Below are 24,905 nucleotides of genomic sequence, written 5' to 3'. Positions count from 1 at the left end.
TAAAGGAGGAGACACGAAAACTTCCAAGGTAAAATGAGAAAATCCGTTGAAAATATCAGTTTACTGCAGAAGCAGATCAATGATCTGCAGCTGGAAAATCAAATACTGAAAAACATTCTGGAACGTTCTGGTATTTCATATACACATGAAATTTCCCATATCAGTGAACCCGAAAACACAGAGGAGTATGATCCGAATCAGGGGGCGCGGATTATCCATCCGGGACAGATTACGGATGAAATGGCAAATTTATTTTATGCCAGATTCTGGGGGCGGCAGGATGTCTATGCGAAGAGAAGTGAAAAGACAAGCACAGGGGAAGCAGGATACTATACACAGTGTCATAATCGCTGGGAGAATATCTGCCCTAAAATGCGCCATGAGAAAATGAACTGCAAAGACTGCCCTCATCAGGCATATAAACAGTTGACGATAAAAGATATACGGGCTCATTTACAGGGAAGATCTTATAATGGCTCAGATGTGATTGGTGTTTATCCGCTGCTAAAAAATGGAACATGCCGTTTTCTTGTATTTGATTTTGATAATCATGAAAAGGGTGCTGAAAAGAAAGATTTTGCAAATACGAATGAGGCATGGATGGAAGAAGTAGAAGCTATGCGGACCATTTGCAGTTTAAACGGGATTGATCCTCTTGTCGAACGCTCCAGATCCGGAAGAGGGGCACATTTGTGGATCTTCTTTGATAAACCGATTCCGGCAGCGCTGGCGAGAAGGTTTGGCTTTACTTTGCTGGAAAAAGGGGCGGAGCAGGTTAATTTGAAATCATTTAAATATTATGACAGAATGCTTCCGGCTCAGGATACTCTTCCGGAAGGCGGTCTGGGCAATTTGATTGCTCTTCCGTTGCAGGGACAGGCTTTACAAAAAGGAAACAGCGCTTTTATTGACAGTAACTGGAATGCTTATCCGAATCAGTGGGATGTGCTCTGGAGCAAGCCGCGTCTTTCTATTGAGTTTATAGAAGCTAAAATAAAGGAGTGGGCGGCATCGGATATCACAGAAGCGGCGGATGACAATGGAAATGCAGAAGAGCGGGAACAACCGTGGAAAAAAGAAAAGCCGTTTCGCCGTGAGGATGTGAAGGGAAAATTCAGTCTCGTTTTATCAAATGGTATTTATATAGACAGCCTGAATCTGAAAGCGGCGCTCCAAAATCAGATCAGGCGGCTGGCAGCGATAAGAAATCCGATTTTTTATAAAAATGCGGCAATCGGTATGTCGAACTTTGCTACCGCTCAGTGGATATATCTGGGAAAGGATCATCTGAGCGGGTATATTGAAATCCCGAGGGGCCTGTATGACAGACTGATTGAGAAGATAAAAGAAGCAGACATTCTCTTCGAGATAAGTGATGAACGTCAGTGTGGCAGACATATTAATGTTACATTCGCAGGAGAACTAAGGCAGGAACAAAAGCCGGCGCTGGAAGAGATGATGAAATACGATAACGGAATTCTTCAGGCGGCCACAGCCTTTGGAAAAACAGTTGTATGCAGCGCAATGATCGCAGAGAAGAAAGTGAATACTCTGATAATCCTTGAATCTTCTGCTCTGCTGGAACAGTGGAAAGATGCATTGGAGAAATTCCTTGATATAGATGAAAAACTTCCAGAGTATAAAACAAAAACCGGACGGATCAGAGTGAGGAAAAGTCTGATTGGAAAACTGCAGGGAGCACATGATTCCATGACAGGGATTGTAGATATTGCTATGGCAGGCTCATTATGTAAAAAAGGCGAATGGCATCCGCTGCTTGATCAATATGGAATGGTCATTGTTGATGAATGCCACCATGCGGCTTCAGATACGATCGCAGAAGTACTGCAAAAAGTCACTGCGAAATATGTATATGGTGTTACAGCCACACCAAAACGATCGGATGGACTGGAAAAGATCAATTATATGCTGCTTGGCCCGATCCGATACAGTTATTCTGCAAAAGAAAAAGTAAAAGCGCAGGGAATCCCTCATCTGGTGTACCCAAGATTTACAAGGACAGTACTTCCCAGAGGTGTTACAGCAGAAAAGATGCATCCCAATGAAGCCTATGAAATGCTCCGGCATAATGAAGCGAGAGATGAACAGATCCTTTCGGATGTAAAAAATTGCATTGCGGCAGGAAGAACGCCGGTAATATTATCTAAATATAAGGATCACTCAGAAAGACTGTATGACCAGATGAAAGAGTATGCGGACAATGTCTTTTTGATGACGGGAAACAATTCAAAGAAAGAACATAAGCAAATCCGTGAACAGTTACAGCAAACCGCTCCGGAGGAAACGCTGGCGCTGGTTGCCACAGGCAGTCTGATCGGAGAAGGTTTTGACTTCCCGCGCCTGGATACATTGATTATGGCGACACCGGTTTCGTTCCGAAGTGTAGTTGAACAGTATGCCGGACGTCTGAACCGGAACTATGCAGGCAAGAAAGATGTAATCGTATTTGATTACGTTGACAGTCATATTCCAATGTTTGAAAGAATGTATGGAAAAAGGCTAAAAGCATACAAGCAGATCGGATACGAAATATGTTCTGGATTGGATTATGAAAAGCAGGAAGCGAATGCTATTTTTGACGGAGAAAATTACGGAGAAGTATTCGAAAGGGATCTCCTTGAGGCAGAACACAGGATCGTGATATCCAGTAATGTCATCAGTGCGAAAAAGGTCTACGAAATTATAAATGTGTTGAAAGAAAAGCAGGCACTGGGTGTAGAAGTGACAATCGTCACTTGGGCTCCCGATGACTATGGATTTGGCGATGCTGCATTTTGGATGCAATTGCATGAGGATATGCGTCAGGCTGGGTTCTTTATTAAAACAGTGGAAGATTCCTGTGAAAATTTTGCGGTTATAGATCAGGAAATTATCTGGTATGGAAATATTCATTTGCTGGGTAAAGAAAAAGTCGAAGACAATATTATGCGGGTGAAGGATAAAAAAATTGCAGATGAGTTATTGGAACTGGCGTTTAAATAATAAGAGAGATGTCCTCAATCGCTGTGAAAAGCCATGGGTTTGTAACGTATTTGCAACAACTTTTTGTGTAACCCCTTGATTTTCCAGTATTTTCAGTTATCCAAACGTTAATCAAATCGTATACGTACGATCACAAAGAATTCTTATCCCGGAAGCTTCGGCTTCCGGGATTTTTCAAACAAATCTAAAATCATTTCAAACATATGCAAGCAGTTTCGCAGACAGATGAACTGCCGGCACGGTTCTTTAATCAGAAAAACAATTCCTAATGATAAGGTGACAAAAGAAGATTATGAACGGAGTCTGAAGGAAAATGCGATTGCACAGATACTGGAGCAGATTTTTTATAATGAGAGCATTGGGTTTCGACCAAACAGAAACTGCCATCAAGCAGTAAGGGAAATCATAGAGAAGATACAGTATCGGAAGACGAATTATGTGGTGGAAGCAGGTCACACAAATTTGAATGCCCCTTGTATTTAAAACATTTTGGCACAGTTCATCCGGATTTCACTTTTCTTTCCAGAAAGACAAAACAGGAAATCTACTGGGAACATGACGGCAGAATGGATGACCCGGTATATGTACCATAATAAACCACATTATGAATGAAACAGATAGCAAACTATGGTGCAAGTAGTGTAAATTTATAGGGGAATGAAACGCGCACAAAAACAGAAGATTATAAAAGGCAGTCCCGAGCCGCAACACTCCTTTCAGCCCGGAAACCGCCTTGTTCTGATTCTGATATTGATTTATCTGGAACAGCGGAAGAGAAGTTCTTCCCATCTTCTGTCCACTTCTTTCTGGAATGCTTCCAGAAGATACTCATTTCCCTTCTTGAACAGGTGTTTGAATCTGCCCTGTGGTCTTAAAAATTCTTCAATAGGTTTCTTGTGCTTCGGCTCATAGTTCAGGATCCATTTGCCTTCCACTACTTCAAACAGCGGCCAGTAGCAGGTTTCTACGCCGAGTTTGCAGATTTCCATAATATCGGGAGTGTTATATCTCCATCCCCTCGGACAGGGAGCCATAATGTTCAGGAAAGCTGCTCCGGGTGTGTAGATCGCTTTTTCTGCTTTGATATGCAGGTCTTTAAAGTTCTGTACAAAGGTAGTCTGAGCCACATAGGGAATGTCATGGGCTGCTATAACGGACGCCAGATCCTTCCGGTTCTGGGGCTTGCCGTTGCTCTGGGATCCTACCGGTGTGGTTGTTGTATCCGCATACATGGGAGTGGCGGATGAACGCTGGATTCCGGTGTTCATATAAGCTCCGTTGTCGTAACATACATAGACCATGTCATGGTTCCGTTCCATGGCGCCGGAAAGGGACTGGAGACCGATATCGTAGGTTCCGCCGTCGCCGCCGAAGGTGATGAATTTGTATGTCGCGTCCAGTTTGCCTTTCCGTTTCAGCGCCTTGTATGCGCCTTCCACGCCGCTTAAGGTTGAGCCTGCGTTTTCAAAGGCATTGTGTATGTAGCTGTCCTGCCAGGAAGTATAAGGATAGGTAAATGTAGACACCTCCAGACATCCGGTGGCATTTCCGATCACTGCCTTATCTCCTTCGTGAAGTCCGCGGAGCACGTTGCGCACTGCAATGGTTCCGCCGCATCCTGCACACATTCTGTGGCCCGGAGCCAGACGCTCCGGTTTATTCATTGTTTCTTTAAAATTATAAGCCATCTTCTGCGTCCCTCCTTACTCTCTGAGTCCCATGTAGCGATAAGTCTCGCCGGCGTCATTCTGATCAATCATTGTCTGCAGATCCTCAAATACCTGCTCCATATCTTCCACGCGCACATCCCGTCCGCCAAGACCGTATATGATATTGGTTGCCAGAGCTGTGCTTCTTGCACGGAAAAGGGCTGCCATCACATCGGCTCCCAGCGGGCCGCCGTGGTTGGAGTAGCCTTCCGCGCGATCCATAACAGCCACCGCTTTTACATTTTTGAGAGCTTCAGCGATTGCATCTGCCGGGAATGGACGGTAGAGACGGATTTTCAGAAGTCCGACTTTTTCTCCCTTTTCCCGCAGACGGTCAATAGCGTCCTTTGTAGTTCCCGCCGCCGAACCGATCATTACAACAGCCCGTTCCGCGTCCTCCAGCCGGTATGCCTCAAAAAGGCCGTATTCCCTGCCGGATAATTCTGCAAATTCTTTTGCTGTATCCAGGACCACCTGCTCTACATGCCGCATGCCTTCGGCCTGATTTCTTTTTGCCTCCATATAATAATCAGTTACGGAGTAGGGGCCTACTGCCATGGGGCAGTCCGGATTCAGCAGATAGTTTTCAGGCTCATATTCACCGACGAAAGACCGGACTTCCTCGTCTTCCAGAAGTTCGATATTTTCTACTGCGTGGCTGGTAATAAATCCGTCCTGGCAGATCATGATGGGCAGTTTTACATCCTTATGCTCAGAGATCCGGAATGCCTGGACCATATTGTCGTAGGCTTCCTGATTATTTTCTGCGTATATCTGAATCCAGCCGGAATCTCTGGCTCCCATACTGTCGGAGTGATCACAGTTGATATTGATCGGTCCGGACAGGGCCCGGTTTACCAGAGCCAGCGCCAAGGGCAGCCGGTTGGAAGCGGCAATGTAAAGCTCCTCCCACATAAATGCAAGTCCGCAGGATGATGTGGCGGTCAGCGCCCGGGCGCCTGCGGCCGATGCGCCGATGGCCGCGCTCATGGAACTGTGCTCGCTTTCTACGGGAATAAACTCTGTATCTACCTTCCCATTTGCCACGAAGGAGGCAAAATACTGCGGAATCTCTGTGGACGGGGTAATGGGAAACGCCGGAAATACATCCGGGTTAATCTGACGAAGCGCTTCCGCTACGGCTTCATTTCCTGATAAACGATCTCTTCTTGCCATATTAATTCACCCCTTCCATTGTAATTGCCCCGAAGGGACATGCTTTTACACAGATGCCGCATCCCTTGCAGTGGTCATAGTCAAATTCTGCTCTTTTCTTGTCCTGAACAGGAACGCAGCTGTCCGGACAAACCGGCACGCAGAGCAGACATTGTTTACAGTTTTCTTCAATAAATACCGGTTTGATACTGCTCCATTCCCCGGTCTTAAATTCCGCGGAAGTTCCCGCTCCGGCAACGATCATGCCTTCCGTCAGGTCCTGCCATTTTGCCTTTAATCCCAGTTTACTGATATCTGTCGCCATTAGTGCACCTCCTCAAACGCCATTTCAAGGGCTTTCATATTCCCTTCGATTACTTCCGGCTTATTTGCAAATTTGTGGTGAAAAGAAGCTCTCATTTCCCGGAGAAATGTATCCTTGTCCATAATCTGAGCTACCTTTACGATTGCCGCAAGAAGCGGTGTGTTCGGGAAATATTTCCCCAGAGCCGCCATGGAAATTTTCCTTGCGTCGATGGTATACACAGCACCTTTGTAGCCCTTCAGGTGCGGGATGATTTCTTCCTTCGGGCGTTCTGTATTGATCAGAATCGCTCCGTCTTCTTTCAGACCGCTGGTTACGTCTACTGTTTCCAGCAGAGACTCATCTACAACGACAACATACCGGGGATCATAGATATTGGAATGGGCGCGGATCACCGTATCGCTGATCCGGTTATAGGCGGTAATCGGCGCTCCCATACGCTCCGGACCATATTCCGGAAATCCCTGTACATATTTGCCTGTCTGAAATGCTACGTCCGCAAGGAGCAGAGCAGCAGTTTTGGCGCCCTGGCCGCCCCGGCCATGCCATCTGATTTCTGTGTGGTTACTCATGTTCCTTCATCCTTTCTTCGTTGATTCATATACCGGCTTTTTGTATTTCCCTGCGAAAAGAAAAAAGGCCTGTCCCCGAATAGGGACGGACCTTGAAAATTCCGCAACCACCCTGTTTCACAAAACAAGTATGAATACTGCGCACCAGCATACGCGGTTTCTGTAACGGGAAACGCCCGTGGAAACTTACAAATCAGTCTTCAGTTTCCATCCTCAGAGATGATTTTCAGAATCGGTCTTCCGCTGTCTCGCACCGCCGGCAGCTCTCTGCAGGTAAGATTCCGTCTCTTACTCCTTCTCATCATAGAATTTAACTTACAGAGTGCAATCTGTTTTCTGATTATAGAAATTTTATCTTATAAATTCTCAAATGTCAACACAGTAAATTTACGGATATTTACTACAGTAAAAAATAATTAACTGATTTGAGGCATGTATTTTATTATGGCGCCGGAAGAAAGTGTTGCGCGATACAGAAAAATATGGAATAATTTTCTGAAGGAAAGGGGAAACGCCAATGCAGATCATGAATTTATTATTGAAAAACTCTGCATATGTATCACATATGATGTTCAGAGCAGGGGAGCCGTTCAGTATTAGCAGTATTAATCTTATAATGGAAGCATTTCAGCTGTCTGAAATGAAAGTAGAGGAAATTGTATTCACATACGGAATTGAATGCGCCAGGCCGGAAAAACAAAGGTTTTCCGATTATGAAGAATATAACCGACAGAATGATGCAGTGATTTCTCTGGATAAAGTGAGTGTAATCGGTTTTAGCCTGTATATGCCGGAGTCGGTCAAATGTAATGTCAGGATAGAACCGGAGAAAGATTCTGTCAGCTTTATTTTTATGGGAAAAAACAGAGAAAAAATAAAATCCGGAATGCAGCAGTATACAGAAAAGTTCAGAAAGATTCTTGAGAATGCGGAAGGAATCGTATTTGACGGCAAAGCCGGAGCGGACGGAAGACGACAGGCTGATTTTATATAGCGCTTTTTGGTAAGTCTATTACTGAGAAGCGTTTTTTATTTCAGTGAATTATGAACCTGTTTTCCGGTTATTACAATATATTGATGAAGGGATAAAACAATCCCTGCTCCAAAAGACGTCTTACAGGAGAAAGTTTATGACAGATATTGAGCTGGAACAGTTTATAACAGAATATGGTGGGGATATATATTCTTTCTGCTGCTGTCTGACCGGCAGCAGGCAGGAAGCGGACGATCTGTACCAGGAAACGTTTCTGAGGGCGATTGAGAAGAAACAGATTCTTGACGCAGAGGGAAATCCAAAGAGTTATCTGCTGTCCGTGGCAATCCGGCTGTGGAAAAATCAGCGGCGGAAAAGAGCCTGGCGGAAACGGATTGCCGGTATGGATGAGACTGGAAATGAAATGGCCGGGACTGATCTGCAGGCCGGCTCAGAAACTTCACCGGAACATCAGGCGGTCAGAAAAGAAATGCAGACTGCGGTCAGAAATGCAGTGGACAGACTTCCGGATAAAATGAAAGTGACGGTGCTGCTTTATTACATGGAAGAAAGAAGCGTGGAACAGATTGCGGATATACTGCGTATTCCCTGTGGAACAGTAAAGAGCAGGCTGCATCAGGCCAGAAAGATTTTGGAAAAAGAATTGGAGTATGTGTTAAATGAGTGACGGATTTGATCAGATTTTAAAACAGGCTCTCGCTCCGGACCAGACACCAGATCTGCGGCTGAACCAGAAGATTCTGAATCAGGTAAAGGAGAGGGAAGAAATGAAGAAAAGAAGAAAATGGGTTCCCGGAATTGTGTTTTCTTTTGTACTAGTGCTGGCGGCGGGATCCGGAGTGGCCTATGCGGCTTACAGACTGCTGACGCCGGAACAGACGGCGGAAAAAATCGGGGATAAGAAGCTTGCGGAAGCATTTTCAGGGGAAGATGCCGTTGATATTAATGAAACACAGCATTTTGAAAAATTCGATGTTACACTAATGGGAATTGCATCGGGCAGGGATATTGCGGAATATGTGACGGAGAAGAACGGGGAAATTCTGAATGACCGGACGTATATTGTAACTGCTGTCAGCAGAACAGATGGAACTCCCATGCCGGAGAATACATCAGATGAAGCTTACGGGGATTTGCAGTTTTTTGTATCTCCACTGATTCAGGGCTGCAATCCGGCACTGGTCAATGTGATATCAATGGACGGTGTGTATACGGAATTCATACAGGATGATGTTCTGTACCGTCTGACGGAGTGCAGCAATATTGAAATCTTTGCGGACAGGACGGTTTACCTCTGTGTGTCTGACGGGAGCTTCTATAATGAGGAGGCATATAATTATGATGAGACGACAGGAGAGATCAGCCGGGCAGAAGACTATAAAGGCGTGAATGCGCTTTTTGAACTTCCGCTGGATTCGGCTCTGGCCGATCCGGAAGCGGCAGAAGAATATCTGGCGCCGCTGACCGGAGAAGGGGAAGATACTTCGGAAGAGGAGACTTATATTCTGGGAAGCAAAGAGGCGGATGAATTTATGGAAAAAGTGACACCGGAAAACATTGACCAGTATGCGGAGAGAATAGAAGATTCTGTTCAGACGTTCGGAGCAGATGAAGACAATCTGATGTATGAATATACAATGGAGGATGGGGAACATATCGCCAGATACATTGAGCGGGCAAGAGAGTTCCCGGATGGAAAGCCGGGTATGTCTGAACGGATTGCATATTTCCATGATGAAGGCGGCGTTGAATCACTGAAAATGACGACTCTTACGCTGAATGCAGACGGCACGGTTACCGCCGCAGTGTACATTCCGAAATAGGAGAGGGGCAGGATCACGGAAAAATTATACAGAAACAGAATGGCAAAAAAGTCCTGGAAGAAGGGGGCGCGGCAGACGCTGCGTCCCCTTCTTCTTGTCGGCCAGAGAGCTGTTTTCAAAGGAGTGACTGCTCCATAGAGGAATTCCCATCTATTTTGCAGCAGTCTTCCTGGTTTTCCTGAAAATCTTTAGAATATCTTTTGATTCTTATCAAACATCCCTTTAGATTTCCGTTTTATCATGATAACAGTTGAGGAGGTACGAAAGATGGATATACAGGAACTGACAGAATATTTCTTGAAATACGGAGCTTTTTTTATTTATCTGATCGTATTTCTTGAATATCTCAATCTGCCGGGATTCCCGGCGGGGCTAATCATGCCCCTGTCCGGAATCTGGGCGGCGAGAGGAGAGATCAGTTTTCCGCTGGTTATGCTTCTTACACTGGCAGCGGGGCTGACAGGCAGCTGGCTGCTTTACTTCCTGGGCCGGCTGGGCGGTCCGAAGGTGATGGAATTTTATTTCAGAAAATTTCCGAAGCACCAGGCGGCCGTAGAAGAAAAGATGGAATATTTAAGAAAAAAGGGGAGCATCGGAGTTTTTATAAGCAAACTCATTCCGGTAGCAAGAACACTCATTTCCATCCCTGCAGGAATGATAAAAATGGACTTCAGGAAATATACCATCAGTTCCGCCGGAGGAGTATTCTTGTGGAACCTGGCCTTTGTAGGCGCCGGATATTTCTTTGGTGAACCGGCAATCATATTTTTTACCCGGGGAATTTAGATTGAAAACAACAGCCTGAACGGGCAGGCTTGCGCAGACAGAGAAAATGCTCTACAATCGTGGAGGAAAGACAATAAAATGAATTGTCAGAAAAATCAGCGAAAAGGGGACGTAGCCTTTTCCAAAGGGGTCTGTCCCCTTTGGGGGAAATTGTCTGAAAAAGGAGAAGTTATGGAAACGAATCACGTTTTAATTGTAGAAGACGACAAGGAGATCAGAGAGGGAGTTCAGATCTACCTGCAGAGTCAGGGATATAAGGTGTTTCAGGCCGCTGACGGCGTGGAGGGACTGGAGATTATTGAAAGAGAGGAGATCCACCTGGCGATTGTGGATATTATGATGCCCCGGATGGACGGCATAAGGATGACGATGAAACTGAGAGAAACGTATGATTTCCCGGTAATTATGCTTTCTGCAAAATCAGAGGAGGTGGATAAGATTACGGGACTGAATATCGGGGCGGACGACTATGTAACCAAGCCGTTTACGCCTATGGAGCTGATGGCGCGGGTGAATTCCCAGCTGAGGCGTTACCGCAAGTTTCTGGAAAAGCTGACGCCGAAGGAAAATGTGCATGTAATCGGCGGGCTGGAAATTAATGAAGATACAGTAGAGGTCAGTGTGGACGGAGTCCCGGTGAAGATGACGCCGATTGAATATAAGATTCTTCTGCTGCTGGCAAAGAATCCCGGCCGGGTGTTCTCTTCCGAGGAGATTTACGAGAGAGTATGGCAGGAAAAGGCGATTAATACAGACACAATTATGGTTCACGTGAGAAATATCCGTGAGAAAATTGAAATTGATCCGAAAAATCCAAAATATTTGAAGGTGGTGTGGGGAGTTGGCTATAAAATTGAAAAACAGCCGTAATATCGGCAGACTGATTATTGTTCTGGTACTCGCGCTTTGTTCAGTGGGGATGATGCTGACCTACAGATGGACCAGTGATGAGCTGGATTCCTACGTGCCTGAGCGGGCGGATACAGAGGATGTGCTCTCTTCCATAAGCGATAATCTGAGCGCGGGAAATTACATTATGGATAAAGACGTATACGGAGACATTGATGTACTGGATATGCAGGAAGAATACTATGCGTTTGGGCTGCTCAGAAAGTACATGGACTGTGCGGTGTTCGATGAGGACGGAGAGCTTTTAACCAACGGCGTTGATTCTAAAAGAGTGGAACGGCTCAAGGATGAGGAGACAGAATACTATGCGTTCCGTGCGAAGTACACATTCTCGGGAGGCGGGGATATTTCCGGTATCCAGGTTTCCGGTTCAGCGCTGACGCCGGAGCAGGAGTATGATCTGGAAACCCGGTTTCTGGAAAATGCAGGCTATTATACGTATATGGATGAAAAGATACAAAACAGAATAATTATTTATGGAATGACCCAGGAATCTCTGACGGAATATATGTCCACAATCGATTATCCTGATCCGGGTTCCTGGGATATTGTATACACGAATTTTTATTCCAGATTTATGACCTTCTTTCTGATTATAGCTGCTCTGGCGCTTCTGCTTCCTTTTGTTAAAGCGGTAGGCGAGCAGAAGGGGAAAATCTTCCGGATGCCTTTTGAAGCGGCGGTCTTTGAAGTCTTTATCGCGTTTGGATGTGTGGATGCATGTGGAAACATGGTCTATCACACGATAAAAGGCGGTCTGATCCGCACCCGGATCCATGCGCTGAACACGATTGCGGATATTGCCGTGAATTTCCTGGTGTGGATGGTGGTGGCGGCGCTGATTTTCTGGGGATTTACATGTCTGCGGTGCATTTTTACAATGGGACGTTCCTACTGGCGTGAAAGAACACTTACGGTACGGGTGATCCGCTGGATCAAGGGAGACAGCAGTTTTGTCAAAGAGATGAGAGGTTTTTTTCAGAAACAGTATGACGCGCTGCTTCATCTGGACTTCCGCAGCAGAACAAACCGGAAGCTTCTGAAACTGGTAATTGTCAATTTTGTGATCCTGGTTATTATAAGCTGCTTCTGGTTCTATGGCATATTTGCCCTGATCCTGTACTCGGCGCTTCTGTTTTTATTCCTGCGGAAATATATGGGCGACCTGCAGAAAAAGTACAGCCTGCTTCTGCAGTCCACCAACCGGCTGGCAGACGGAAGGCTGGATATTCCGATCGAAGGAGATATGGGGCTGTTTAATCCGGTAAAAGAAGAACTGAAAAAGATTCAGGCCGGATTTAAAAAGGCAGTAGAAGAAGAAGTAAAAAACGAGCGCATGAAAACGGAGCTTGTAACCAATGTCTCCCACGATCTGCGCACGCCGCTTACAGCTATTATTACTTATATTGATCTGCTGAAAAATGAGAAAGATGAAGAAAGGAGAAAAGAATATATCGGGGTTCTGGAGCGAAAATCTCTCAGATTGAAAGTTCTGATAGAGGATTTGTTTGAAATCAGCAAGGCGGCCAGCAAAAGCGTGGTTATGCACTTTATGAAAGTGGATATTGTGGATCTGCTGAAACAGGTGGGGCTGGAAAACGACAGCAAGATAAAAAGCGCGAATCTGGAATTCCGCTGGAAACTGCCGGAACACAAGCTTGTCATGTGGCTGGACAGCGAGAAGACATACAGGATCTTTGAAAATCTGATTGTTAATATTACAAAATATGCAATGCCGCACACCAGAGTTTATATCGAGATGAAAGATCTGGAAAATCAGGTTCACATTTCCATGAAAAATGTATCGTCACAGGAACTGAACTTTAATGTTGATGAAATTACAGACCGTTTTGTGCGGGGAGACTCTTCAAGAAATACGGAAGGTTCCGGACTGGGCCTGGCCATTGCCAAAAGTTTTACGGAGCTGCAGCACGGTACTCTGAAAATTTCAACAGAAGCGGATCTGTTTAAAGCGGATATTATGCTTCCGAAAACAGAGCCGCCGGAAGAAGAGACAAAGCACCCGGAAGAACCCGGAAAAAAAGATGAGGGAATAACGGGTGGAATGATAGAGGCGGAAGGATAAAGGACAGCGTCCGGAAGTCCGGAGGAAAACAGCCGGAAATCAGGCTATATATGAGAAGAGGCACAAAATTACAGTTATCAGACGTCGGCGGGGAGTTTCCCTGCCGATGTTTGTATGTTATGATGAAAAAAGGAAAATTCACAGTACAGATACTGAGAATAAACAATTTGTGAGGAGGAAGAATCATGAAGTATGAGATTAAAGGTGAAACACTTCCGGTAGTGATCTGCTATCTGGAAAACGGGGAAGCGATGATTACAGAGAGGGGATCTATGAGCTGGATGTCCCCGAATATGAAGATGGAGACAACGTCAAACGGAGGAATCGGAAAAGCTTTCGGCAGGATGTTCGCGGGAGAGGCGATTTTTCAGAACCGCTATACCGCGATGGGAGGAAATGGAATGATCGCCTTTGCATCCAGTTTTCCCGGTTCCATTCTGGATTACCAGATCGCGCCGGGCCGGGAGCTGATTGTCCAGAAATCAGGCTTTCTGGCGGCGGAGGCTGGTGTAGAACTGTCTGTATTCTTTCAGAAAAAGCTGGGCGCCGGCTTCTTCGGAGGCGAGGGCTTTATTATGCAGAGACTGTCCGGCTGCGGAACCGCCTTTCTGGAGTTTGACGGTCATGTAATAGAGTACGATCTTCAGCCGGGACAGCAGATCGTAGTGGATACCGGTTATCTGGCGGCAATGGAAAATACATGCGGTATAGAAATACAGTCTGTGCCCGGCATTAAGAATATGGTGTTTGGCGGAGAAGGCTTATTCAATACTGTTATAACCGGACCGGGCCGTATATGGCTTCAGACCATGCCTATGTCAAATGTTGCGGCGGAAATTCTTAAATTCATGCCGTCCAAATAGTACCGCGGACGAAGTTGTTCTGGCAAAGCGTTTGTGTTGGTGCTATAATAGGGAAAGATCAGCGCTTGCACATGGGAAATGGAACAAAAATTTTCCGTGTGCCGCGCCCGGAGAAATAAAGCAGGAGGAACAGGAAGAATATGAGAAAAGTAATGCTTACCGGAGACCGCCCTACGGGAAAACTGCATGTGGGACATTATGTGGGTTCCCTGAGAAGGCGGGTTGAGCTTCAGAATACAGGAGATTTTGACGATATATTTATCATGATTGCGGATGCGCAGGCATTGACAGACAATGCGGATAATCCGGAAAAGGTGCGGCAGAATATTATTGAGGTGGCCCTTGATTATCTGGCCTGCGGTCTTGATCCTAAGAAATCAACTTTGTTTATTCAGTCTCAGATTCCCCAGCTGTGCGAGTTATCTTTTTACTATATGAATCTTGTTACTGTGTCCAGGCTGCAGAGGAATCCCACTGTAAAAGCGGAGATTCAGATGCGCAATTTTGAAGCCAGCATTCCGGTGGGATTTTTTACCTATCCGATCAGTCAGGCTGCGGATATCACAGCCTTTAAGGCGACTACGGTGCCGGTAGGCGAGGATCAGATGCCTATGCTGGAACAGACGAGGGAAATCGTACACAAATTTAATTCTGTCTATGGAGAGACTCTGGTTGATCCCAAGATTCTTCTTCCGGAAAACCAGGCATGCATGCGTCTGCCCGGAATAGACGGAAAGGCAAAGATGAGCAAATCTCTGAACAATTGCATTTATCTTTCCGAGGAGCCCGAAGAGATCAAAAAGAAAGTGTTCAGTATGTTTACGGATCCCACTCATATCCGTATCGAAGATCCGGGTAAACTGGAAGGCAACACGGTGTTTACTTATCTGGATGCATTCTGCAGACCGGAGTACTTCCCGGAATTTCTGCCCGAGTATAATAATCTGGATGAACTCAAAGAACATTACCAGAGAGGCGGGCTGGGCGACATGAAAGTAAAGCGTTTCCTGAACAATGTGCTCCAGGCTGAACTGGAACCGATCCGGAACCGGAGAAAAGAGTTCCAGAAAGATATTCCGGCAGTTTATGAGATGCTCAAAGAAGGAAGCGAAAAGGCTGAGGCTGTAGCGGCAGAGACACTGAAAGATGTGAAAGCAGCCATGAAAATCAATTATTTCGACGATGAAGAGCTGATTCAAGGTCAGAGCGAAAAGTTTTCTGATTAAAAGCACATTGTTGTTAAGATTATATCTTAAAATAATACCCTTCTGGCAGAAGGAATATTTCCTTGCTGCAGGAGGGTATTTTTTGAACTTTTAATTTTTTCTGGAAGGACGTGCCCGGAAGTATAGAAGGGAAGAGTTAAAAGAATAAAAAAAGATGCCGCTTTATCGGCATCTTTTTTATACTGACGTGCGATAGAAGATTCGAACTCCCGACCTTCTGGTCCGTAGCCAGACGCTCTATCCAGCTGAGCTAATCGCACATATAAGAGCTGTTTCGTTTACAGCAAAAACAAGTATAATGTATTTCTGTCGGAATGTCAACAGAAAAATAATTTTTTTGCAAAAAAACTGCAGTTGAATTTTGCCGGCTGTTCATGCTTCTGTAAATATAAATATCAGGAGGTTTATCTTAAAGAAAGGCAGGGCATCGGTAACAGCTTTGACAGGTAAAAATAATTCGCACTAAATCTATTGAAAATACACAGCTTCACTGCGAAAATAGAATTATTACAAAAAATTTTTTCGCGGTGAGGCTGAAATGGGAAGAAAAGAACAGAGAATACAAAAGAAACTTGAAAAAAATCCAATTAGAGAACTTAATAAAATCCAAAACAGATATTATAGTCAGCTGTTTTGGAAGTTTGCCCAAACAAAGGATCCCCGACATCCGAGCTATATCACATATACAAACCGGATGATGCTGGGGACTTTATATTATAAGGGAATCGCGGGGATTGACAGTATGCAGGAGATGACAGAACAGTTTAATGAAGAGACGGTTTCTAAAAATCTGTCTGCATTTATAGGGGAAAAAGCCGGGGAATACGTTCCCCATCATGTAACAGAGAATGAGTATCTGGAAAGGCTTGCTCCTATGGAGTTGGAAGAAATCAAGCAGGACCTGGTGTATCATCTGATCCGGAGACGATGCTTTGAGGATGCAAGATATAAGAAAAAATGGCTGATCATAGTGGATGGGACACAGCTATACTGCGGACAGAGAAAACTGAATGAGCATTGTCTGGAACGGTGCTGTAATAAGGGAACAGACAAAGAGATCACACTGTATCACCGGGATGTGCTGGAGGCGAAGATCTTCTTTGGAGAAAAGCTGGTAGCCAGTATAGGGAGTGAATTCATCGAGAATAACGGGGAAGACCGGAAACGCCAGGAAAAAATGAGTGCGGAGGAGATCAAACAGGATTGTGAGACCAAAGCATTTACCCGATTGGCAGGACGGATCAAGAAAAGATTTCCCCGGCTGCCGATCCTGCTGCTGGCAGACAGTCTGTATGCATCAAAACCGGTTATGGATCTGTGCAGGGAATATAAGTGGGAATTCCTGATCCGGTATAAAAAGGGAAGTATTCCGAGCATAGCGGAAGAATACGAAAAGATACCGGAAAAAGGGAAAACAGAGAAAGCCGAATTCGTGAATGATATTGATTATGATGGCAAACCGGTACACGTATTAAGATATCGGGAAGAAAAGGCTGGAGAAACAACAGAATTCCAATGGCTGAGCAGCATAAGGATTACCAAAGGGAATGCGGAAAAGATGGCGGAAACGGGAAGAAAGCGCTGGAAGATAGAGAATGAAGGATTTAACCGGCAGAAGAACTGGCAGGGAAGCATTACCCATACATGCAGCTGGGATGACCAGGCGCAGAAGAACCATTATCTAATGGCACAGATCTCGGATTTTGTGAAACAGTTGTATGAGTATTATTATCTGGAGAAGAATGGGATCAAAAAGAAGCAAAAAAATATATCTTCTGATTTGTTAGCCAGCTTTGGACGGCAACTAACAAAAGAAGATATATTCCCAGTTGATGAAAATACACAGTCATTCAACTGAGATAAGTATAGCAAAGGAAGTGGTGCCTGCCAAGAGGAAAATGAACTGAATTATCTACAAAAAGAGGAAATTCGGTCATCAGGGCCTTAAAAGTGAATAAGTTCGGAAGAAAAACCAGTGTTGTGGATAACTTATTTTTTCTTAGAAATTCATTGGCATATGGCAGGCAAATATATTTTTACCGTTTAAAACTGCATCGGTAAGAGTCTGCTTTACAAATGGAAATCCACCCGTTATAATAAGTAGCGTCAGTTTAAAAGAATGTGAGGAATTGAAACATGGTTGAAAAAACAATGGATAAAATTGTGGCACTTGCCAAATCAAGAGGATTTGTCTACCCGGGTTCCGAGATTTACGGAGGACTCGCCAACACATGGGATTATGGCAATCTGGGTGTTGAATTAAAAAATAATGTAAAAAAGGCATGGTGGAAAAAATTTGTGCAGGAGAATCCCTATAATGTGGGAGTAGACTGCGCGATTTTAATGAATCCCCAGACATGGGTTGCTTCCGGACATCTCGGCGGCTTCAGTGACCCGCTGATGGACTGTAAAGAATGCCATGAGCGTTTCCGTGCGGATAAGCTGATCGAAGATTTCTGTGAGGAGAAAGGCATTAAGCTGGAAGGCTCTGTGGACGGCTGGTCCCAGGAGCAGATGAAGGCATTCATTGATGAACACGAGATTCCCTGCCCGTCCTGCGGAAAACACAATTTTACTGATATTCGTCAGTTCAACCTGATGTTCAAGACTTTCCAGGGAGTAACAGAGGACGCGAAGAATACCGTATATCTTCGCCCGGAGACTGCCCAGGGTATATTTGTAAACTTTAAAAATGTGCAGCGTACCTCCAGAAAGAAACTGCCGTTCGGTATTGCTCAGATCGGTAAATCCTTCAGAAATGAGATTACGCCGGGTAACTTTACATTCCGTACAAGGGAGTTCGAGCAGATGGAGCTGGAGTTCTTCTGCAAACCGGATACAGATCTGGAGTGGTTTGACTACTGGAAGAGTTTCTGCCTGAACTGGCTGTCTTCTCTCGGACTGAAAGAAGATGAAGTGCGTTACCGCGACCATGATAAAGAAGAGCTGTCCTTCTACAGTAAAGCTACCACAGACGTAGAATTCCTCTTCCCGTTCGGCTGGGGCGAACTGTGGGGCATCGCTGACCGTACAGATTATGATCTGACACAGCATCAGAACGTATCCGGACAGGATCTGACTTACTTTGACGATGAGACAAAGGAGAAATACATTCCTTACGTAATTGAGCCGTCCCTTGGCGCGGACCGTATGGTTCTGGCATTTCTCTGCAGCGCTTACGACGAGGAAAATATCGGAACAGAAGAAAAACCGGATATGCGTACAGTCCTGCACTTCCATCCGGCGCTTGCACCGGTGAAAATCGGTGTGCTTCCGCTTTCCAAGAAGCTGAATGAAGGAGCAGAGAAGATATATACAGAACTCTGCAAATATTATAACTGCGAGTACGATGACCGCGGAAATATCGGAAAGCGCTACCGCCGTCAGGATGAAATCGGAACACCGTTTTGTGTGACATATGATTTCGAGTCCGAGGAAGACGGAGCAGTAACAGTCCGCGACCGTGATACAATGGAGCAGGAAAGAGTTAAGATTGAAGATCTGAAAGCATATTTTGAGAAAAAGTTTGAGTGGTAATATATTTACGGATCTGGAAGCGGTTCCGTACAGTTTCCTGCATACGGGACTGAAAAATGGGGCACAGTAATCATGCGTATTACTGTGCCCTATTTGAATACATGCAGCAGTCTGATCAGCCTGCATGGGTTCATAAGCTGCAAGCAGCGTCTTACCTCGGTTAATCTGGTGTTGCCGTCCCACCGTTCGTAATAGTCTGCATCCTGTATAACTGCATCGTATTTACTGTTTAGGTCATAGAATGCCGGAACAGGAAAAGCCAGGGTGAATTGTTGTAACATAATGTGAAAAGATGTATAATTGAAAACGGTCGGGAAAGGCCGAAAAGAAAGGTGATTTCAACATGGAAAGAAAAAATATATGGAGTACTTACACTCCGGAAGAGATTACGGAACTTGATAATATCAGTACAAGATACAAAGCATGCCTGAATGAGGGCAAGACAGAGCGGGAATGTGTGGAACTTGGCGTCCGACTGGCACAGGAGGCCGGATACCGCGACCTGAACGATGTAATGGCAGAAGGCGGGACACTGAAAACGGGAGATAAAGTTTATGCTGTGTGTATGTCCAAGATGCTGGCGCTTTTCCGTATCGGTGAAGAACCGGTTTCTGCGGGTATGAATATCCTGGGAGCGCATATCGACTCCCCGCGAATAGACGTGAAGCAGAATCCGCTTTATGAGAATGAAGGCCTGGCGTATCTGGATACGCACTATTACGGCGGCATTAAAAAATATCAGTGGGTGGCACAGCCGCTGGCTCTTCACGGCGTGGTTGTGAAAAAGGACGGCACTGTTACAAAAATAAATATCGGAGAAGAAGAAGGGGATCCGGTATTTGTAATCACAGATCTTCTCGTCCATCTGGCGCAGGAGCAGATGGAGAAAAAAGCTTCTAAAGTAATTGATGGAGAAAAACTGGATCTCCTGATCGGAAACCGTCCGGCAGAGCAAGCACTGGAGGAGCTTCAGAGCGCAGATCAGACGGACGCAAAAGAAAATGCGGCGGAAAAGAGCGGACAGATCAAAGCAAACGTGCTGCGCCTTCTGAAAGAAAAATATGATATGGATGAGGAGGACTTTACGTCTGCCGAACTGGAGATTGTGCCTGCGGGCAAGGCAAGAGACTGCGGACTGGACAGAAGCATGATTCTCTCTTACGGACAGGATGACAGGGTGTGCGCGTTCACCTCACTTTTCGCAATGCTGGATGTGACGGAGGCGAAGAAGACGGGCTGCTGTCTTCTGGTAGATAAAGAAGAGATCGGAAGCGTGGGCGCTACCGGAATGCACTCCCGGTTCTTCGAAAATACCGTGGCAGAGCTGATTGCCCTGACAGAAGGCGAATCAGAGATCAAGGTCCGCCGGGCGCTGGCAAATTCCAGAATGCTTTCTTCCGATGTAAGCGCAGCCTATGATCCCATGTATGCGGAAGCATTTGAAAAACGCAGTTCTGCATTTTTCGCAAACGGCATTACTTTTAATAAATTTACCGGAAGCCGGGGAAAATCCGGTTCCAATGATGCAAACGCGGAATATATCGCAGCGCTTCGAAAGACAATGGATGATGCAGGTGTGGCATATCAGTTCGCAGAACTTGGCCGCGTAGATCTGGGCGGCGGCGGAACCATCGCTTACATTATGGCAAATTACGGAATGGAAGTGATTGACAGCGGCGTGGCAGTACTGAATATGCATGCTCCCTACGAGGTGTCCAGCAAGGCAGATGTGTATGAGGCGGTGAAAGGATACCGGGCATTTCTGAAGATGTAATCCGCCGGCTGTTTCGGAATGGTTGTTCCATACAGCTGGATGAATAAGAAAACAGGTCATCAGTACCTGAAAACGGCCTCCTGTGCTGCAGGAGGCCGTTTTTGTGATCAAATGATCCATTATTATCTGTCAGTGAAAATAATATTTCCACTTTCATCTTCGGAAATATACTGGAATACCGGATGGCTGTTCTCATTCGGCGCATGATAAGCCACAATCTGATTCCCGTCAAAATCTTCAAAAAGCATGCAGTTAAACCGGCTGCCAGCAAAAACGCCAGGAAAAGTGACATGGCTTTTGCAGTAATTTTCTGTTTTTTCATTTCTTATTTCCTCCTGTTCTTTCAAGATTATCCGGATAATTTTTTGTTGTATTAAGTATAGCAGAAGCGGGTTCCGGAAAAATTGATTTATTCTGCAGAAAGTGTGATTTATTTTGCTGATTTGACAAATACAGGATACTGCCCGGACAAATTTGTAATATGATAAAAGAAGATAACAGAAATGCCGCGGATTATGTAAATATACGGGCGGAGAGCGCTTTTTGAGGAGGAAAAGATGGGGAAAGACAAACAACAGCCAAGAATCGGAGATATCAGAAAGATCGCAGAAGAATATTTTATCAGGCATGGCAGGAGACTGACGTTCCGACAGGCTCTTTTATATTACCGGAACAATGGGGGACAATATGTGCCTTCCGGAAGTTTCGTTAAGCCGGATGATTTTCTGCCGGATAATGCTTTTGTGAAATATATTGATAACGGAATTATTTTTCAGGCGGATCAGATTGTTCAAAGCGGATATACCGGAAAAATCTATGGGAAGGAACCTGTTCCGCTCCGCATCCGGGAAAATGATTTTATAAATAAGGAAGAGGATATCGCAGTTTATATTCATGTACCTTATATAAACGACGGACTCCATTCTCATGATCATTTTGAAATTAATTATGTATATAAAGGGACCGGATATTTTTCTTTTTCCCGGAACGGGAAAGAAAGAATGGCGGCGAAAGAGCTGCTGGAATCCACCAATATTCCCATTAGCCGGATCTGCGAGATTATCGGCTACTCTTCACCGGAACATTTTAGCCGGATCTTTAAAAGGGAGTATCAGGTATCTCCTTCGGATTATCGCAAAAGTATTGACTTTTCCGGCGGAAATGAGAAAGGTTTTGAAGAAGCGCAGAACAAAAGGCATAAAGATTGCGTATCTTTCCCTACATAACGCTTGACGCATAGCCGCAAAACCATTAAAATATTATATGCGAATTATTGCATAAATATTTGCAAATTTTTTTAGGAGGTCATTGGAACATGGCAACAAAATGGGTTTATATGTTCACAGAAGGTAACGCAACAATGAGAAACCTTCTTGGTGGAAAAGGTGCCAACCTTGCAGAGATGACAGGCCTTGGACTCCCGGTTCCGCAGGGATTCACAGTTACAACAGAGGCTTGTACTCAGTACTATGAGGATGGAAGACAGATCAACGATGAGATCATGGCGCAGATCATGGAAGCTATGACAAAACTCGAGGAGATTACAGGAAAGAAATTCGGAGACAAAGAAAATCCGCTTCTTGTTTCCGTACGTTCCGGAGCAAGAGCTTCCATGCCGGGTATGATGGACACAATCCTGAACCTTGGTCTGAACGAGGAAGTTGTTGAAGCTCTGGCTGAGGCATCAGGCAATCCGCGCTGGGCCTGGGATTGCTACAGAAGATTCATCCAGATGTACTCTGACGTAGTTATGGAAGTAGGAAAGAAATACTTCGAAGAGCTCATCGACAAGATGAAAGAAGAAAAAGGTGTTACACAGGACGTTGAACTTACAGCAGAGGATCTTAAGACTCTGGCAGGACAGTTCAAGGCTGAGTACAAAGAGAAAATCGGCTCAGACTTCCCGGCTGACGCAAAAGAGCAGCTGGTAGGCGCTGTTAAGGCTGTATTCCGTTCATGGGACAACCCGAGAGCGAACGTTTACCGCCGTGATAACGATATCCCGTATTCATGGGGAACAGCTGTCAACGTACAGATGATGGCTTTCGGTAATATGGGAGATGACTGTGGTACAGGTGTTGCATTTACACGTGACCCGGCTACAGGAGCAAAAGGACTGTTTGGTGAGTTCCTTACAAACGCACAGGGCGAGGACGTTGTTGCCGGCGTTCGTACACCGATGCACATCTCCGAGATGGAAGAGAAATTCCCGGAAGCATTCAAGCAGTTCAACGAAGTGTGCCACACACTGGAGACACACTACAGAGATATGCAGGATATGGAGTTTACTGTAGAGCACGGTAAACTGTACATGCTTCAGACACGTAACGGTAAGAGAACTGCTCAGGCTGCTCTGAAGATCGCATGCGACCTTGTTGACGAGGGCATGAGATCTGAGGAAGAAGCTGTAGCTATGATCGATCCGCGTAACCTTGACACACTGCTTCATCCGCAGTTCGACGCTGCTGCTCTGAAAGCTGCTACACCGATGGGCAAAGGTCTCGGCGCTTCACCGGGAGCTGCCTGCGGTAAAGTTGTCTTCACAGCTGATGATGCTGTGGAGTGGGCAGAGAGAGGCGAGAAAGTTATCCTTGTCCGTCTTGAGACATCACCGGAAGATATCACAGGTATGAAATCTGCTCAGGGTATCCTGACAGTCCGCGGTGGTATGACATCCCACGCAGCCGTTGTTGCACGTGGTATGGGCGAGTGCTGCGTATCCGGATGCGGCGACATCGTTATGGACGAGGCCAACAAGAAATTTACACTTGGCGGAAAAGAGTTCCATGAGGGAGATGCAATCTCTATCGATGGTACAACAGGTAACATCTACGACGGAATCATCCCGACAGTAGACGCTACGATCGCCGGTGAGTTCGGACGCATCATGGACTGGGCTGACAAGTACAGAACAATGAAAGTCCGCACAAACGCTGATACACCGGAAGACGCTAAGAAAGCTGTTGAGCTTGGCGCTGAGGGTATCGGACTCTGCCGTACAGAGCATATGTTCTTCGGCGAGGGAAGAATCGATGCATTCCGTGAGATGATCTGTGCTGAGACAGAGGAAGAGAGAGAGACAGCTCTTGAGAAAGTCCTTCCGTATCAGCAGGGAGACTTCGAGGCTCTGTACGAGGCTCTCGAGGGCAACCCGGTAACGATCCGTTTCCTTGATCCGCCGCTTCATGAGTTCGTTCCGACAGAGGAAGAGGACATCAAGAAACTGGCTGATGCTCAGGGCAAGACAGTTGAGCAGATCAAAGCGATCATCGACAGCCTGCATGAGTTCAACCCGATGATGGGTCACCGTGGATGCCGTCTGGCAGTGACATATCCGGAGATCGCCAAGATGCAGACTAAGGCTGTTATCCGTGCGGCTATCAATGTGAAGAAGGCTCATCCGGACTGGAATATCGTTCCGGAGATCATGATCCCGCTTGTAGGCGACGTGAAAGAGCTTAAATATGTTAAGAGGTTTGTTGTTGAGACAGCTGACGCTGAGATCGCAGCAGCAGGCAGCGACCTGAAGTATGAGGTTGGTACAATGATCGAGATCCCGAGAGCTGCTCTTACAGCTGACGAGATTGCAAAAGAAGCTGACTTCTTCTGCTTCGGTACAAACGACCTTACACAGATGACATACGGATTCTCCCGTGATGACGCTGGTAAGTTCCTCAACGCTTACTATGACGCTAAGATCTTTGAGAACGATCCGTTCGCAAAACTGGATCAGACAGGCGTTGGCAAGCTGATGAAGATGGCAATCGAGTTAGGAAAACCGGTTAATCCGAACCTGCATGTCGGCATCTGCGGCGAGCACGGCGGAGATCCGAGCTCTGTAGAGTTCTGCAACAGCATCGGACTTAACTATGTATCCTGCTCACCGTTCCGTGTACCGGTTGCAAGACTGGCAGCAGCACAGGCAGCAATCGCTCAGAAGAACGCTTAATTCGACAGAATAGAAGCTGGAATTAAACAGCAGTATAAAAATCCCGTCTCTGGAATAAGAGGCGGGATTTTTTGCAGCTCTGTTGAAAGAAAGAATTGCCGCAACCGCAATCGGTATAAAATTCCCGCCTCCAGGTTATGAAACAGTTAACTCGTGTTAAAGCTGTGTAAAAAATAAAAAACGGTTTTGCAGGG

The 24,905-nt window shown here is 45.6% G+C and carries 19 protein-coding genes, 1 tRNA gene and 1 other annotated feature; of the genes, 14 read left to right on the top strand and 6 right to left on the bottom strand.

Annotated elements, in window-relative coordinates; all coding sequences use genetic code 11:
* Positions 1-33: 33 nt before the first annotated feature.
* Positions 34-3,003: a TOTE conflict system archaeo-eukaryotic primase domain-containing protein gene (locus AC0QUU_RS14000; protein ID WP_474543499.1), complete on the top strand. Its 2,970-nt coding sequence runs from the start codon at positions 34-36 to the stop codon at positions 3,001-3,003.
* Between the two features lie 755 nt (positions 3,004-3,758).
* Here the strand turns inward: AC0QUU_RS14000 and AC0QUU_RS13995 are convergent.
* The 4 genes from AC0QUU_RS13995 to AC0QUU_RS13980 are packed head-to-tail and all read right to left on the bottom strand — an operon-like array spanning position 3,759 to position 6,764.
* Entirely contained in the window at positions 3,759-4,691 is a 933-nt protein-coding gene (locus AC0QUU_RS13995; RefSeq protein WP_474543498.1) for a thiamine pyrophosphate-dependent enzyme, read from the bottom strand.
* 15 nt (positions 4,692-4,706) lie between these two features.
* Entirely contained in the window at positions 4,707-5,888 is a 1,182-nt protein-coding gene (porA, locus tag AC0QUU_RS13990) for a pyruvate ferredoxin oxidoreductase (protein WP_474543497.1), read from the bottom strand.
* Position 5,889: 1 nt separating this feature from the next.
* On the bottom strand, positions 5,890-6,192 hold the full coding sequence (locus AC0QUU_RS13985; RefSeq protein ID WP_474543496.1) for a 4Fe-4S binding protein: 303 nt from the start codon (positions 6,190-6,192) through the stop codon (positions 5,890-5,892).
* Positions 6,192-6,764 (bottom strand): 2-oxoacid:acceptor oxidoreductase family protein, encoded by a 573-nt coding sequence (locus tag AC0QUU_RS13980; RefSeq protein WP_474543495.1) that lies wholly within the window; start codon positions 6,762-6,764, stop codon positions 6,192-6,194. Before AC0QUU_RS13980 ends, AC0QUU_RS13985 begins: the two co-directional genes overlap by 1 nt.
* A 78-nt stretch (positions 6,765-6,842) precedes the next feature.
* Positions 6,843-7,078 (bottom strand) — a binding site (T-box leader).
* A gap of 302 nt (positions 7,079-7,380) precedes the next feature.
* Between AC0QUU_RS13980 and AC0QUU_RS13975 the strand changes: the two genes are divergently transcribed.
* The 8 genes from AC0QUU_RS13975 to trpS all read left to right on the top strand — a co-directional run bounded on the left by AC0QUU_RS13975 (position 7,381) and on the right by trpS (position 15,451).
* On the top strand, positions 7,381-7,758 hold the full coding sequence (locus AC0QUU_RS13975; RefSeq protein ID WP_474543494.1) for a hypothetical protein: 378 nt from the start codon (positions 7,381-7,383) through the stop codon (positions 7,756-7,758).
* A 136-nt stretch (positions 7,759-7,894) separates the two neighbouring features.
* Positions 7,895-8,425 (top strand): RNA polymerase sigma factor, encoded by a 531-nt coding sequence (locus AC0QUU_RS13970; protein ID WP_474543493.1) that lies wholly within the window; start codon positions 7,895-7,897, stop codon positions 8,423-8,425.
* On the top strand, positions 8,418-9,581 hold the full coding sequence (locus AC0QUU_RS13965; protein ID WP_474543492.1) for a hypothetical protein: 1,164 nt from the start codon (positions 8,418-8,420) through the stop codon (positions 9,579-9,581). Before AC0QUU_RS13970 ends, AC0QUU_RS13965 begins: the two co-directional genes overlap by 8 nt.
* A gap of 267 nt (positions 9,582-9,848) precedes the next feature.
* Positions 9,849-10,367 carry a DedA family protein gene (locus tag AC0QUU_RS13960; RefSeq protein ID WP_474543491.1) on the top strand — a complete coding sequence of 173 codons (519 nt, stop codon included), beginning with the start codon at positions 9,849-9,851 and terminating at the stop codon, positions 10,365-10,367.
* A 171-nt stretch (positions 10,368-10,538) separates the two neighbouring features.
* Positions 10,539-11,237 (top strand): response regulator transcription factor, encoded by a 699-nt coding sequence (locus AC0QUU_RS13955; protein WP_474545593.1) that lies wholly within the window; start codon positions 10,539-10,541, stop codon positions 11,235-11,237.
* Complete coding sequence (locus AC0QUU_RS13950) at positions 11,209-13,362, top strand: sensor histidine kinase (protein WP_474543490.1); 2,154 nt, start codon at positions 11,209-11,211, stop codon at positions 13,360-13,362. Before AC0QUU_RS13955 ends, AC0QUU_RS13950 begins: the two co-directional genes overlap by 29 nt.
* 185 nt (positions 13,363-13,547) lie before the next feature.
* Positions 13,548-14,225 (top strand): TIGR00266 family protein, encoded by a 678-nt coding sequence (locus AC0QUU_RS13945; protein WP_474543489.1) that lies wholly within the window; start codon positions 13,548-13,550, stop codon positions 14,223-14,225.
* A gap of 140 nt (positions 14,226-14,365) precedes the next feature.
* Complete coding sequence (gene trpS, locus AC0QUU_RS13940; RefSeq protein WP_474543488.1) at positions 14,366-15,451, top strand: tryptophan--tRNA ligase; 1,086 nt, start codon at positions 14,366-14,368, stop codon at positions 15,449-15,451.
* A gap of 186 nt (positions 15,452-15,637) precedes the next feature.
* Here trpS and AC0QUU_RS13935 read toward each other — a convergent pair.
* Positions 15,638-15,711, bottom strand: a tRNA-Arg gene (locus AC0QUU_RS13935).
* Between the two features lie 278 nt (positions 15,712-15,989).
* Here AC0QUU_RS13935 and AC0QUU_RS13930 point away from each other — a divergent pair.
* From AC0QUU_RS13930 to AC0QUU_RS13920, 3 genes are all read left to right on the top strand, one after another.
* Positions 15,990-17,309 carry a transposase gene (locus tag AC0QUU_RS13930; RefSeq protein WP_474541810.1) on the top strand — a complete coding sequence of 440 codons (1,320 nt, stop codon included), beginning with the start codon at positions 15,990-15,992 and terminating at the stop codon, positions 17,307-17,309.
* 278 nt (positions 17,310-17,587) lie between these two features.
* Positions 17,588-18,988, top strand: a complete 1,401-nt coding sequence (locus AC0QUU_RS13925; protein WP_474543487.1) for a glycine--tRNA ligase — start codon at positions 17,588-17,590, stop codon at positions 18,986-18,988.
* A gap of 343 nt (positions 18,989-19,331) precedes the next feature.
* Positions 19,332-20,762, top strand: a complete 1,431-nt coding sequence (locus tag AC0QUU_RS13920) for an aminopeptidase (protein WP_474543486.1) — start codon at positions 19,332-19,334, stop codon at positions 20,760-20,762.
* Between the two features lie 122 nt (positions 20,763-20,884).
* Here AC0QUU_RS13920 and AC0QUU_RS13915 read toward each other — a convergent pair whose 3' ends face one another.
* On the bottom strand, positions 20,885-21,010 hold the full coding sequence (locus AC0QUU_RS13915) for a hypothetical protein (RefSeq protein ID WP_474543485.1): 126 nt from the start codon (positions 21,008-21,010) through the stop codon (positions 20,885-20,887).
* Between the two features lie 309 nt (positions 21,011-21,319).
* Between AC0QUU_RS13915 and AC0QUU_RS13910 the strand changes: the two genes are divergently transcribed.
* Together AC0QUU_RS13910 and ppdK are read left to right on the top strand one after the other, a co-directional pair.
* The gene (locus AC0QUU_RS13910) at positions 21,320-21,988 is read left to right on the top strand and encodes an AraC family transcriptional regulator (RefSeq protein WP_474543484.1); all 669 of its coding nucleotides are present in this window, start codon (positions 21,320-21,322) and stop codon (positions 21,986-21,988) included.
* Positions 21,989-22,077: 89 nt separating this feature from the next.
* Entirely contained in the window at positions 22,078-24,711 is a 2,634-nt protein-coding gene (gene ppdK, locus AC0QUU_RS13905; protein ID WP_474543483.1) for a pyruvate, phosphate dikinase, read from the top strand.
* The last annotated feature ends 194 nt before the right edge of the window (positions 24,712-24,905 follow it).

The organism is Mediterraneibacter sp. HA8405, assembly GCF_056148955.1.
The sequence above is the reverse complement of the archived record's forward strand: the minus strand, read 5'-3'. Positions and strand labels throughout refer to the sequence as shown.